Raw genomic sequence first — 12,545 nt, 5'->3', positions numbered from 1 at the left:
GCTTGGTGAAGTTTACCTTTTGATGATGTGAGCCTGGTAGGTTTGGGGTGCGTATTAATTACGTGGTTGCATGCTTTGCGGGTGGAGGATCACAAACTTATGAAGACTCACAGTGTTCTTACTGCACTTCTTGTGTTTTCGCTGGGGCTGATTTCCCTTTTTGCAGGAACTGCGTACGCCGATGAATCAGAGGCCTGGGAGGCTCTCCGGGAAGGCCGGGCGGTTTTGATGTTGCGACACGCCCTGGCACCGGGAACAGGCGACCCCGCGAACTTTGATGTCGACGATTGCAGCACGCAGCGAAACCTGAATGCCGAAGGGCGCGAGCAGGCGCGGGCTTGGAAGGTCTATTTGGCGGAGCATGGCGTTGAGGAGGCCAGGGTCTTCAGCAGTCAGTGGTGCCGCTGCCTCGATACCGCGCGGGGAATGGATGTGGGGCCGGTGAAGGAGATGATGTCGCTGAACTCGTTTTTCCAGAACCGTAGCAACTCAGACATGCATACCCAGCAGACCATCGCCATTGTGAATGAAATGGAGCCAGGCCTGCCAGTGGTGCTGGTATCCCATCAGGTAAATATTACGGCACTGACCGGCATATACCCATCGTCGAACGAGGGAGTGGTTATGGCACTGCCGTTGTCAGAAAACCCGACGATACTGGCGCGTGTGTCGCCGGGGAGTTAGGCGCTCAAATCCAGGGCTCGATGTTCCCTATCTATCGGTCAACCGGCCTTCAGGCGTGGGAGGTCGTACACCTCCTGCCCGCTCAGGTGAAGGTATTTCTGGATTACCAGCAGTGCAATGGTCTGTTCCATCTGCTGATCGAAAAACTTCTCTACATACCGGTTGGCGTTGGCAATGATGGCCTCTGCCTGTTCAGGGTGATTCTGGTAATAGCGTACTTTTTCCGGCAGGTCAGAGTGGTCATCGGCCAGTTCTACATAGTGATAACCGGGCACCAGTGAGCCTTCCATGAACCAGGTTTCAAAGCGGGGCCGGCGCATCAGGCACAGGGAATTGGAGGCCATGATCCACTTCAGGTTCGTCGCCACATCAATGCCTTCCACGCTCACCACAAACTGGTGCTGCAGCTGTTCCTCAATGCTCATGAAGTCCTTGTGGTAGGGCTGGGGTGCGGGTTCCTTATGTTGGGTGCAGCCAATATCGCAGAGGGGGTGGTCATTAAAGCGGGTAGCAAATTCGATGCGGTGCTGGCGGTTGGACTTGCCGCGCCACACCGCCAGGGGCTTCTTTTGGCGGAAAGGTGTCGGGTCCTCTACAAACTGGTAATGCCGAACCGAGTTGAGTTTGAGCAATACTGAGTTACGGTTGGAGGCATCACGACGTACCGGGCGGCTTTTCACGAAACGGGGTTCGTTCGGGATTTCGGTTACATCACCGAACTGGTAGTCCACTTTTCGGTTCCGGGGGAAACACTGGATCAGATTGCGAAAATCGAAGCAGTAGGCGCTGCTTTTGCCGGCGAAGGTAAAGTCGCCGGCGGGTTCGGCGGTTGCTGGTAGCGTGAACGGGTTTGAAAGGCGATTGTAGTACGCAACCCTTGCGTCAATCGCCGCTCTGCGTTCGCCCGTCATCGCCTCGTATTCCGACATCAGCAGGTCGCACTGCCATTGCCAGTAGGCTCGAGGAACCAGGGAGCGCACCGCGTTTCCGGAGTAGTAACCCAGTTTGTGCAGGTTCTTGGAAAAATTGTCACCGACTCGCATTGTTGTCACCAGACGTTGGTTGAGGCGCGCCTTCCGCAGCACGCAAGGGCCCGAAGTAGGTCAGGTAGACACCACTAAAACAGCAAAGTGTGTCAGGAGGATTAAATGAATGAGCGATCTTCAAAGCCCCTGTCGCCGGTGTTGGCCGGGCCTGTTCTCCGGCATACCTCTCTCAACCGGCTTACGCTCTGGCTGGTCGGCTCCTGTGCGCTCGCCCTGAGATTGCGCCTGTATCTGCAAGATGCGGATGAGCCATGGATGGACCGGGTACTGACAGAGAAGGACGTCACCAGGGTGCGATTCGGCGCCTCCGCCTACCTCTATCTGATCGACGTTGAATTGAACGACTCGTTGCCGGCAAACACCCGCATCGGGTACGACCTGGGCGTTTCGGACGACACCGTGGATTCGGGCGGGAGCGACGAGCGATGGATACGGAAATGGGCGCCACACCTGTGCCTGCCGGGCGCCGAGCGGTCTGACTTCGTGATCCGGGAGCGATTGGACCGGATCGCCCATGGTTCCTGCCGGCGGCCCCATTCCGCCGCTGCCGACGGTATGGTGAGAGTGGATCAATCGTTACTGGAAGCTGAAGGCGATATCACAGAGCGGCCAGCATTGTTGTTGATGACCGGCGACCAGATATACGCGGACGATGTCGCTGGCCCCATGCTGCGGGCCATACACCAACTGATTGACCGCCTGGGCTTGTACGAGGAAACGCTCACCGGCGGTTCGGTCAGCGACAGCAAAACCCTGCGGGAAAACGCAGACACCTACTTTCACAGGGAAAAGCTGCTCCCGGATGTGCGTAGCAATGAAGCGCTGATCGAGCGATTCTTCGGCGGTGTGCGAAAACCGGTGTTCACCACCGCCAATGCCCACAACCACCTGATTTCCCTCAGCGAAGTGATGGCCATGTACCTCTTGGTGTGGTCGCCTGTGTGCTGGGAACTGGTCGAACGGGACCAGCCTGCGCTGGCTTCCAAGGATGCCGCCGTTTTTCAGGACCAGCAGGCCGCCATCGATGACTTCGTCGCTGGCCTGCCACAAGCTTCCCGGGCGCTGGCACACTTGCCTACCTACATGATCTTTGACGATCACGACGTGACCGACGACTGGAACCTGTCTGCCCTTTGGGAAACCACCACCTATGAACACCCGTTTTCCCGGCGCATCGTTGGCAATGCCCTGGTGGCCTACCTGTTGTGCCAGGGCTGGGGCAACAACCCTGACGTCTTCGATGACATCATGCCGGCCATCAAGGAACTGGCCGCCTCCGCAGAGCAGGGTGGCGTGTTTAATCACGCCGGGCAGGACCAACTGATTGATGATCTGCTGCAGTTTCAGCAATGGCACTACTCCCTGCAGACGTCACCTAAAGTGGTGGTGCTGGATACCCGCACCCGCCGATGGCGAAGCGAGCTTAATCGGGCGCGGCCTTCCGGCCTGCTGGACTGGGAAGCGCTGACCGAATTCCAGCAGGATGTGATGGGCGAAGACGCTGTCATTGTGGTGTCGCCTGCGCCCATGTTCGGTGTAAAACTGATTGAAGCCATCCAGAGTGTGTTCACCTTCTTCGGCAAACCCCTGGTGGTGGACGCTGAAAATTGGATGGCCCACCGGGGTGCTGCCAATGTTCTGCTCAATATCTTCGGCCACTCCCGCACACCGGAAACCTTCGTGATTCTCTCGGGTGACGTACATTACTCATTCGTCTACGATGTTCGACTGCGGCACAGGCCGGAACGGCCCAGAATCTGGCAAATTACCAGCAGCGGCCTCAAGAACGAATTCCCCCACACCCTTATGGAGTGGCTGGATAGGATCAATCGCTGGTTGTACGCGCCCTGGTCCCCGCTGAACTGGTTTACCAAGCGCCGGCGCATGCGAGTGAGCCCCAGGCTGCCCGAGGGGCGTGATGCTGGCGAACGGCTATGGAACAACGCCGGTATCGGCTTGGTAGAGCTGGATGGAACCGGTGCGCCAACCAATATCCAGCAACTGAATTCGCGCTCTGGCGGCACACGTTTCCTGAAACCGGAACGCCACGGCCCTGACGACGACTTCCATTGAAACAACCATTGATGAGGTAACAAGGAACATGAACCCACTCAAAAAACTGGCCGCCAGCGCCCTGATCGCCTGCAGCACCCTGATTGTCACCCCGGCCGCCGCCCACGATCATTCCTCAGACTCCGTAACCATCAATCACCCCTGGAGCCGCCCGACGCCTCCCGGTGTACCCATGGGCGTTGGCTACATGGTGATCACCAACCACAGCGACAGCGACATCACCCTGACCAGCGCTACCACGCCCAGGGCGAAGAGCGTCTCCATTCACGAAAGCACCATGACCGACGGCACCATGAGCATGCGCCCTCTGAAAGGTGGCCTGACCATCCCCGCCGGTGAAACCGTGGAGCTCAAACCCCACAGCTACCACATGATGCTGGAAAAACTGGATGGGCCGTTGAAAGAAGGGGAGCGCGTGCCGCTGACGGTGAGCTTTGATGGCGCGGAAACCATGGAGGTTGAACTGAAGGTTGCGCCGCTGGATGGGGAGATGAAGATGGAAGGGGATGGGATGGATCATTCCGGGCATTGATTCGTAGAACACCGATTCCAGAACTTTGGATGCATGGTTTAAGTTTATGAACTATATTGAGTTTTTGGACTATGTGCGGGTAGGTGTGTGGAATTATACGAATGCTGGATATACGCCCGGAGTTTTGCGAACGAGTTCGTATAACACGCTGTTAAAAAGGAAAATAGAAATTGACAGTTGTGCCTGGTAAGGACTGGTACAAAGAGATTAGTGGGGCAAAATCCCTGCCGACGCGCTGCCCTTATGCCTCTGTAAAAAGGTGCCCTCGTTATTACCAAAGCATATCCCTTCATGGCGATATTGGAGGTACGTCGCTCAACGCAGAAGAAGATAATCAGTTGCTGAACTATTGGAGCAAGTCCGATTTGTGGCCAAAGGTTGAGGAGCAGGCGACCTCGGTCTTCAAAGTTGATGACCAAGTTTCATTTATTTCAAACTTCTGTCCAGAGGTGACTTACCAGCGCTTCGGCTTTTTCTGCTCTCATTTAAGCTTTTATACAGATAGCTTAGACAGGAGAATTGCTCACGAAAATTTATCCAGGCGAGGGGCTGAAGAAGATGATCTACAATGGCGATTCGAGAGTTCGACGGAAGAGCATTTTTCAGACTGCGATCTATATTCACTAATCCGTGAATCGGGAGCCTTTGTTAAAGAAAAGACAGAGCCAGAAATCTCGCCTTGGTGGAGAGAACATGCAGCGAAGATTGCTGTGGGTAGTATAGTTGCTCTGACAGCAGCTATTTTTAAATTCATATTTTCCTGATTTTTTAACAAGTGAATCAAGCCGACCGTTTTGCGCCGGCGCTCCAAACGGCGGCTTATTCTGGCGTTAATTTTCTAGGAGCCGACTTGGATCCAACTGAAAGATATGTTGAACGGCACTTACGTCACCGCGGTTTTAAAGACATTACTTATGAACCAGACGGTAACGTACCGCCCGATTTCTTACTGGGCGGCACTATTGCTGTGGAGGTTCGACGTCTAAACCAGAATCACTTCGATGGTGGGAAATTTAGGGGACTTGAAGAGGTAGAGATACCACTCTGGAGAAAAATTGATGACCTTACCAAAAGCCTCGGTCCGCCATTGTTTGGGCAAAGTTGGTTTGTTTTTTTCCGTTTTGCTCGCCCGGTTGCTCCATGGAAAACTCTTGGCCCAAAGATAAAAACTGCTCTCCAGTCATCTGCTGAGAATCCCCTTCAGAAAAAAAGGGACTATTTTTCGGAATGGAGATTTTGAACTCGACATTTTTCCGGCAAGCAACCGGCACTCAACAATGTTTTTGATCGGAGGTTGTAGCGATGAAGAGTCCGGCGGTTTGGTCTTAGCTGAGATGGAAAAGAATATTCGCTACTGCGCTGCCGAAAAGTTGAGAAAGGTCTCCAAAGTCAGAAGTAGATACCCAGAGTGGTGGCTTACCCTCGTAGACTATGTTGGCTTCGGAATTGACGACTACGATCTAGAGATGTTTCGCAATCAAGTCCGAATTGAACATGATTGGGACAGGATCGTGGTAATCGATCCTAATGAACCAACTAGATACTTTGAAATCTAACACATATGAGCCTTCTCGGATTCAATAGGCAATAGTCATTTTTTTGGCCGCGCCAGCGGCCAACCCAAACCGTGAGCGAGAACGCCTTCCTCCTCAGCCTTGTGGGGCTGTCAGGTACTCACAGTAAACACATATAGGGGCGCTCTTAGGTGGCCTTAGATCACGACCTAACCGGTCGTTCCATCGGGGGCAGGGTCACCAGCTATTAAGCCTTTAATCCCATTCCAAGGGCGCGCATACCGCAAACAACATGGCTTTTGAGCCTAGCCAACCTTTGGGTTAACATTTGGCAGTCGTACGGAACTCAAGGAAAGGAGAGCAGGACACATGGAATGTCCAACCATTTCCGGACTTCGGCTGGACTCCGAAGATCTGGAAGCTATCGAAGCCATTCGAAATGCGCAGCGCAATGGGAATATGCTGGAAATCATGTTGCCGGCAGGTGTTCTAACCACCATTTTCCTCGGCAACAACTCCGCACAGGCTGCGTACAATATCCACTCCACGGATTGGGCTCAGTTTGCAGAAGCAATGACCCACATTTCACCGATTGTCAAAAAGAGAATTGTGACCATCTCCCAGATGCAACGTTTACGCGCTGGCTTGTCCTACGAACAGACTCAATTCTGGCGGGCAGTCGAGGCGGGGTGTCAGCCATGAGAATGGGTAAAGCAGCTATTGTTCTGTGTTTAAGTTGGCTTTCCGCATCATGTCAGGCCGGGGATGCGTCTATCTCTCAGCAGTATATCGAGTCAAATATAGAGCGATTGGAAGCGGCGATCGTGAGGTGTGATTCAAAGGCTGCTGAAAACGGCATGCCGGATTCAGACGTTTTCGATCTACTCCGGCAGTACGAGTATGAAGAAGTGCGAGTCTTTCTTATTACCCGAAGTGCGGCGATGGCGAATGAGTGCCAAAAGCCCCACCTGACTGATTTGGCATACACAATCGGCATGCTAGAGGCATCTACTGCCTACGCTGAGGTCGAGGATTTGATTTCCAGCGTGAAACCCCTGATGTATGGAAAGGAAACGTGGGCGCTCAAGGAAAGGTATCTTCAGTTGCCTGACGACATGAAGAAAAATCTCGAGTCGATACCGTACTTCCAGAAGCCTTTTCGTGATATTCCGATAATCGAAAGGCTGGAATCTGCGAATGGGCTGTAAAAATTCGCTGTACATGGATGGCTGATACGCCGCTCCGTTCTGTAAAAACCATCGGTGAGCTTCGCATTAACGTCCACGGAAAACCTGAGTGAAATTCGAAGTATCGAGCAAGCTTGAAATCAGTCCAGATGAGGTCAGCGAGCTTCTCACCATGAGAGGAGTAAACTCGGAGCTGAGCCCTCTTATACGCATGACCGCGTCTCCCCAATGGGCTAACCGACCGATCTTCGAGTGGCCTACGGGGCGAGTGCTTTTTTCGAGCTGGATACTGCTTTTTGGGATCATCCCGATCGACAGGCACACGTTCTTTTTCCAGAGCATGGATCGTCAACGGGGTTTTGCGGAGACGTCCTACTCTTTAACCAACAAGTTGTGGCATCACTGTAGGGATATTGATTGTAGTGGGGCAAACTGTCTGGTTACCGATACTGTTGAGTTCCAATGCAGAGTGCCCCTACTGACATACCTTCTCGCGCCAGCTTACCGGTTCGTCTTTCGGCACCGTCACAAGGTGCTAAGGTCATGCTATGGGGGCAGTGCAGCTTAACCAGTCAACTAACTGTAGTTCCGCCGGTGCTGCAGGAAAGGGATAAAGCCCCATTTCGGCGTTTTGAATCAGGGAGTAGCCATCGATGGAGTGGCGCAAGAACGAATATCTTATCACCGACGACAAATCCCGGGTGCAACTGGATGTTGTCCACCGCTTGCTTGCCGCAACCTATTGGGGGAGCCGCCGTCCCAGAGAAATTGTGGACAGTATGGTTGCTGGTTCCATTTGCTTCAGTCTTTACTGTGGTTCCAGGCAGATTGGTTTCGGGCGAGCCGTCACCGACAGCGCTACGTTTACCTGGGTAGCAGATATTGTCGTTGAGCCGGAGTTTCGGGGTGCGGGGCTGGGGCAGTGGATTATGGAATGTTTGGTTGCGCATCCGGCCATCAAGGGCACTCAAATGGTATTGCAAACCCGTGATGCTCAAGGGTTGTATGAGAAGTTTGGCTTTTCTGGGAACAGTGCTCTCATGAACACCAACGTTACTGGTTTATAGAAAGTGATTGAAATCACGGTAGCCTCGGCACTGATCGTCCTGTACTTGGTCTTGAATCGTGAGGATTTCTACGAGGTGCAGGTTGCCTATGCATCAGCTTTCATGGTGATTTATCTGGCGATCTATTTGTACGTTCCCCCCAAACTGGGGATAACGGCTACTCATTTGGGCCATATTTTCGGGTTTGTCCCGGCGGTCTCCTTTGGGGCAATTCTGTTCCCGGAATTGAATGTTCGGTTTCCGGTCGGAGTTACCAGGTTCTGTGGATGGCTTGGGTTGGTGGTGGTTTTCTCAATCCTTTGCGTTTTGAAGGTCTTTGTTTGGTGAGCATTAGCCTTACTGGTGCTCTGTCACCATGTTTGTAAGTGTTTGTATGGGTATATGGTGAAACCACGATGTACTTCGCAGTTGTAACTATGAAGCGGCTTTTGCGGCCGTTTATGGCGGGTGTTCGATGAAATGACGATTTCCATCCCTGGTATAAGAAACAAACATGGCGCCACAACTGCGGATGTGGTTGCAGAGCAGATTGCGCTTTGCAAAGCGAACCTTTTTACAATTGAGAAGGTTGCTTTTTTTCGCAGGCCCAGAGAAAAGCGAGACGAAATCAATCGCAGGTTGAGAGGGTGTCATGATTTCATGGGTATGGCTGGTTCTCGAAAATTCGGCTGTCTCTATCGCGAAGTGGGTCTAAATCCTGAGATCCCAGTAGTCTGCGAACACGCTATTCCGGTATCAGCAATGGTGTCCTTATACGAGGCAGGAATTCCCTTTGAGGAGTTAGTATTCTTCCCAGTAGCTCGAATTGCCAGAACCTCAGATCAAAAGTTTGGCCGCCTAGGCCTCACAAAATCTGGGCATGACCTTGAGCGGCCGTTCTTGCGCTACCATACCGCCGGAATAGAGGTTGAAACCCACTTCGGTGAAAAGATTTCCTGTAAGGACTGGAGCATTGAAGATCATTGGAACTTGGTAGATAAAACGCCGGAACTCTCAAACATTCGACAAGAAGTGATGGATAAGCTCTCAGTCGATCAATGTACGGTGTGAAAGCTACGTTACATTTTACGGCTCCGATCTTGAGATTTATACGGCAGAGCCGTATATTCTGGTAATGCTATTCATCGAAACCTCAACGTTCACCAAGCTATTGCCGAACTACCTCACGGACGAGGAATACCGTGGGCTTCAAACCTACCTTTTGCAGAAGCCGGATGCCGGGGATCTAATCAAAGGCTCGGGTGGCGTTCGTAAAGTTCGATGGGCACCAGCGGGTTCGGGAAAGAGCGGTGGTATCAGAGCCATTTACTACTGGAAGAAGTCTGACCACGAGATATGGATGCTCACGCTGTACAGTAAATCAGAGCGCGCCAGCATTCCTGGCCATACGCTCAAGCAGATAGCGGAGGCGATCAAAAATGGGTGACAGGAACCTTGGAGCAGAGATTCTTGACGGTATCAATGAAATCAAGCAATTCAAGAAGGGCAAATTGGCTCTACGAACACATGAGCTTTCTGAGCCCTCACCGCCCAAAGTGATTAGGCTGAAGTTGAATATGTCGCAATCAGCGTTTGCAGGTCTTATGGGAGTGAGCGTGCGAACTCTTCAGGATTGGGAGCAAGGACGCAGGGAGCCACAAGGCCCAGCGGTTGCTCTTTTGCGCATTGCTGAACAACACCCGGAAGTTTTTAATCAGCTTCACTGACCAAGATGAGGTGTCATCAAGCTATGTACCGGATGCCAGAACCCCCGCTTCGCTGTGGCTGTGTCATCGGTGATGGTGGGAGTTGTAAATAATTATGGGCATAGAGATCGCTGACATACTAAAAGAGCATTCCGTCACCTTAGTCTTTGCAGTGATGGTGTCGGTTGTTGGGCTAGCTCTGAAAGTTGCCAAAAGCATTTACGACTTCTATGAGGAGTACATTATTCGTAGATCATATAGGCGAATTGCTGATCTATCCGAGATAGTCAAGGAGTCTGGGCTTCATAGGGATTTTCTAAGTGACTTGAAAAACAATGAGGTATTTAGGGTGGTCTCTGGAATAAAGTCATCACCAAAAAAGTCGAAAGCGTTAATGCGACTTTATTTATCGGGTAACGTTTCTCTTGATAGATTGCAAGGAATCTCGAGGTATTTGGAGCCCTCCTCTGACGGCGGACTAAAGCTGTCGATATCTAGGTTCGAGAAGTTCGCCTCTTTATACTCTTTAGTCTCGGCTTCGATAATTTTCTTTCTTGGTCTTCTGATGGCCACTCAGCTACTGTTTTCAGATAACAGTGTAACCAGCTTCCTAGGAATGTTAGTGATGTTGGTTTTTTCATTCTTGGCAAGGCTTATGTCTAAGGACTTCAGGAATTTGCGAGATGTAAAGAAAATCGATCTCAGCGAGGTATCTAATAACTCACTTGCAGATGAACGCTGATATATCGATTGAGTGAGGCATTGATGTGCCGCGTCACCTGCAGATCATAGAAGAGAATCCTATGACTAAGCATGTCGGTTCCTGCCTGTGTGGCACAGCGAAATTTGAGGTCCATGGGGACTTCGACAGCTTTTACCTGTGTCATTGTGAGTATTGCCAGAAAGATACGGGATCCGCTCATGCGGCAAATTTATTCTCGCAGTCAGCTAAATTGGTCTGGCAGTCGGGTGTAGATGCTGTGACTTCCTTTACGCTCCCTGGCACTCGTCATAACAAAAGCTTCTGTAAGTTGTGTGGTTCGGCATTGCCAAACACTCAGGTCGCAGGTTTGCTCGTTGTTCCCGCAGGGTGTTTGGACACTGAAGTCTCTGTGTTGCCAACTGCGCACATCTTTACATCGAGCAGAGCGGTTTGGGACGAAGCGATTGGAGACGTGCCAGAGTTCGAGGTCCTGCCAGAGTGAGCTAGGATCACATAACCAGAGATTCTTGGCGGAAGAGCATGCTCTGGCGCGTTTAGCAGAGTGAAATATAAAAAACCGTTCAAACCAGCCGGTACTTCGCTGTGTTCGGCACCGGCGCTTTAAAGTAGACGTTACCTCAGTTATGAAACAACAATCGCAATCTGAAGCAAATATTGCCCCCGAGGATCGAGTGGTCCTGTTCGACGGAGTGTGCCGATTGTGTTCCGCGTGGGCGCGGTTCCTCATCAGGTTTGATAGAAAGCGTCGATTCAAGTTGGCGACTGTTCAGTCACCTGAAGGCCAGGCCATTCTGGAATCGCATGGTTTCCCAACGGATTCATACGAAACCATGCTGCTTGCTGAAGGGCCCAACATATACACGAAGTCCTCAGCGTTTTTCAGAGTAATGCTTCGGTTACCATGGCCGTGGCCACTTTTCTGTATTGGCTGGGTTGTCCCCTCAGTCATTCGGGACTGGCTTTACGACCGCATCGCACTAAATCGTTACAAGCTTTTCGGTCGCTATGAAGTTTGTATGATTCCGGATAAAGATCATGATTCGAGGTTCCTGGGCGAGTAGCCCATTTTTTAGCTATGCAGTCTGCCGTGGCGCTATCGCCTTTATTTGGTTCTATCATGGCTTGATTCCGAAACTGCTCTATCCGCATGAGGATGAACTGGCTATGGGGATGGCAGCGGGCTTTTCACCGGCTGGTGCGTTGCAGTTGGCAACTATCGGTGGCGTACTAGAGATCACCATGTCGGCTGTTGTCTTGATATTTTGGCGCCAGCGATGGCCGATAGTCGTTACATTGATTGCAATGATCGGCTTGCTGGCATTTGTGGCTCTGATGCAGCCCATGCTGCTTGGGGCAGCCTTCAACCCTGTGTCAACGAATGTCGCTGTAGCCGCGCTTGCAATCGTTAGTTTGCACCTTCTGAGCGTGGTAGAGAGTGGTAACCACGAGGATTAATGGCGAGCTCATTAGCCTCGGTAACCCAATTTCAGACGGTAGCTTGGTAGTGTATTACCATCAGCTACTCGTGCACCCAGATCAACACGGTAAAGGTGTTGGTAGGAAAATAGTTGAGGCGATGCAGCGGCGAATGCCAAAGATATGGACTTACCCGGCCTTCGTTTGCACGAACTCTCTGGCACCCGGGTGAAGTACTGCGAGAGCTTTGTCTTGAGCCCCTTGGCCTCTCTGTCACGGCGGCGGCTAAAGCATTGGGTGTTAGCCGCAAAACGCTAAGTGCCGTGTTAAATGGCAAAGCTGGCATCAGTCCTGAAATGGCGATCCGGCTCTCTATTGCTTTCGATACTTCGGCAGAAAGCTGGTTGAATCAGCAGTCCCAATATGAACTCTGGCATGCCGAACAACATCGCAAAGAGCTCAACGTGAAGAGGCTTGTTGCAGCCTGAAGAAGCGCATAACCCATATGATCCTTCTTGGGATCAATAAGCAATAGTCTTTTTGGGGCCGCGCCAGCGGCCACCTGGCTCTCAGTCATCATCTTGTATGATTCAGTTAGAGGTCATGCTCAAACCGTG

General features: G+C 51.8%; 19 protein-coding genes. 18 read left to right on the top strand and 1 reads right to left on the bottom strand.

Features of this window, described 5'->3' with window-relative positions; translation table 11 throughout:
• The first annotated feature begins 99 nt into the window (after nucleotides 1–99).
• Nucleotides 100–684 carry a histidine phosphatase family protein gene (locus JJO78_RS06150; protein WP_041336157.1) on the top strand — a complete coding sequence of 195 codons (585 nt, stop codon included), beginning with the start codon at nucleotides 100–102 and terminating at the stop codon, nucleotides 682–684.
• Between the two features lie 38 nt (nucleotides 685–722).
• On the opposite strand, the gene JJO78_RS06145 is transcribed toward JJO78_RS06150, so the two are convergent.
• Nucleotides 723–1,727 (bottom strand): glycosyl transferase family 90, encoded by a 1,005-nt coding sequence (locus tag JJO78_RS06145; protein ID WP_041336153.1) that lies wholly within the window; start codon nucleotides 1,725–1,727, stop codon nucleotides 723–725.
• 105 nt (nucleotides 1,728–1,832) lie between these two features.
• On the opposite strand from JJO78_RS06145, the gene JJO78_RS06140 reads away from it, so the two are divergent.
• From JJO78_RS06140 to JJO78_RS06065, 17 genes are all read left to right on the top strand, one after another.
• Nucleotides 1,833–3,803, top strand: coding sequence for a hypothetical protein (locus tag JJO78_RS06140; RefSeq protein ID WP_075195952.1), 1,971 nt, complete (start codon nucleotides 1,833–1,835; stop codon nucleotides 3,801–3,803).
• 28 nt (nucleotides 3,804–3,831) lie between these two features.
• On the top strand, nucleotides 3,832–4,335 hold the full coding sequence (locus tag JJO78_RS06135; RefSeq protein ID WP_075195951.1) for a copper chaperone PCu(A)C: 504 nt from the start codon (nucleotides 3,832–3,834) through the stop codon (nucleotides 4,333–4,335).
• Between the two features lie 170 nt (nucleotides 4,336–4,505).
• Nucleotides 4,506–5,099, top strand: coding sequence for a hypothetical protein (locus tag JJO78_RS06130; protein WP_075195950.1), 594 nt, complete (start codon nucleotides 4,506–4,508; stop codon nucleotides 5,097–5,099).
• A gap of 86 nt (nucleotides 5,100–5,185) precedes the next feature.
• The gene (locus JJO78_RS06125) at nucleotides 5,186–5,575 is read left to right on the top strand and encodes a hypothetical protein (protein ID WP_127400808.1); all 390 of its coding nucleotides are present in this window, start codon (nucleotides 5,186–5,188) and stop codon (nucleotides 5,573–5,575) included.
• Between the two features lie 643 nt (nucleotides 5,576–6,218).
• Nucleotides 6,219–6,551 carry a hypothetical protein gene (locus JJO78_RS06120; RefSeq protein WP_075195948.1) on the top strand — a complete coding sequence of 111 codons (333 nt, stop codon included), beginning with the start codon at nucleotides 6,219–6,221 and terminating at the stop codon, nucleotides 6,549–6,551.
• Nucleotides 6,548–7,057: a hypothetical protein gene (locus JJO78_RS06115; protein ID WP_127400809.1), complete on the top strand. Its 510-nt coding sequence runs from the start codon at nucleotides 6,548–6,550 to the stop codon at nucleotides 7,055–7,057. The genes JJO78_RS06120 and JJO78_RS06115 overlap by 4 nt, the downstream gene beginning before the upstream one ends.
• Nucleotides 7,058–7,689: 632 nt before the next feature.
• Entirely contained in the window at nucleotides 7,690–8,103 is a 414-nt protein-coding gene (locus JJO78_RS06110; protein WP_075195945.1) for a GNAT family N-acetyltransferase, read from the top strand.
• A 3-nt stretch (nucleotides 8,104–8,106) separates the two neighbouring features.
• A complete protein-coding gene (locus JJO78_RS06105) occupies nucleotides 8,107–8,430 on the top strand; it encodes a hypothetical protein (protein ID WP_075195944.1) in 324 nt (107 codons plus the stop codon).
• A 132-nt stretch (nucleotides 8,431–8,562) separates the two neighbouring features.
• Entirely contained in the window at nucleotides 8,563–9,153 is a 591-nt protein-coding gene (locus tag JJO78_RS06100) for a hypothetical protein (protein ID WP_075195943.1), read from the top strand.
• A gap of 64 nt (nucleotides 9,154–9,217) precedes the next feature.
• Entirely contained in the window at nucleotides 9,218–9,529 is a 312-nt protein-coding gene (locus JJO78_RS06095) for a type II toxin-antitoxin system RelE/ParE family toxin (protein ID WP_012137896.1), read from the top strand.
• Nucleotides 9,522–9,809, top strand: coding sequence for a helix-turn-helix domain-containing protein (locus JJO78_RS06090; protein ID WP_012137897.1), 288 nt, complete (start codon nucleotides 9,522–9,524; stop codon nucleotides 9,807–9,809). Before JJO78_RS06095 ends, JJO78_RS06090 begins: the two co-directional genes overlap by 8 nt.
• A 94-nt stretch (nucleotides 9,810–9,903) precedes the next feature.
• On the top strand, nucleotides 9,904–10,530 hold the full coding sequence (locus tag JJO78_RS06085; RefSeq protein WP_075195942.1) for a hypothetical protein: 627 nt from the start codon (nucleotides 9,904–9,906) through the stop codon (nucleotides 10,528–10,530).
• 61 nt (nucleotides 10,531–10,591) lie between these two features.
• On the top strand, nucleotides 10,592–10,993 hold the full coding sequence (locus JJO78_RS06080) for a GFA family protein (protein ID WP_075195941.1): 402 nt from the start codon (nucleotides 10,592–10,594) through the stop codon (nucleotides 10,991–10,993).
• A 142-nt stretch (nucleotides 10,994–11,135) separates the two neighbouring features.
• The gene (locus tag JJO78_RS06075; RefSeq protein WP_075195940.1) at nucleotides 11,136–11,573 is read left to right on the top strand and encodes a thiol-disulfide oxidoreductase DCC family protein; all 438 of its coding nucleotides are present in this window, start codon (nucleotides 11,136–11,138) and stop codon (nucleotides 11,571–11,573) included.
• Nucleotides 11,548–11,967 carry a DoxX-like family protein gene (locus JJO78_RS06070; RefSeq protein WP_075195939.1) on the top strand — a complete coding sequence of 140 codons (420 nt, stop codon included), beginning with the start codon at nucleotides 11,548–11,550 and terminating at the stop codon, nucleotides 11,965–11,967. Before JJO78_RS06075 ends, JJO78_RS06070 begins: the two co-directional genes overlap by 26 nt.
• Complete coding sequence (locus JJO78_RS20580) at nucleotides 11,948–12,160, top strand: GNAT family N-acetyltransferase (RefSeq protein ID WP_127400810.1); 213 nt, start codon at nucleotides 11,948–11,950, stop codon at nucleotides 12,158–12,160. The genes JJO78_RS06070 and JJO78_RS20580 overlap by 20 nt, the downstream gene beginning before the upstream one ends.
• Nucleotides 12,081–12,416, top strand: a complete 336-nt coding sequence (locus JJO78_RS06065) for a HigA family addiction module antitoxin (protein ID WP_273633663.1) — start codon at nucleotides 12,081–12,083, stop codon at nucleotides 12,414–12,416. The genes JJO78_RS20580 and JJO78_RS06065 overlap by 80 nt, the downstream gene beginning before the upstream one ends.
• Nucleotides 12,417–12,545 lie beyond the last annotated feature (129 nt).

The organism is Marinobacter sp. DS40M6 (assembly GCF_028581595.1).
In the GTDB taxonomy this organism is placed as follows: domain Bacteria; phylum Pseudomonadota; class Gammaproteobacteria; order Pseudomonadales; family Oleiphilaceae; genus Marinobacter; species Marinobacter salarius.
Note: the sequence above shows the minus strand (reverse complement) of the source record. Positions and strands in the feature narration are given on the sequence as shown.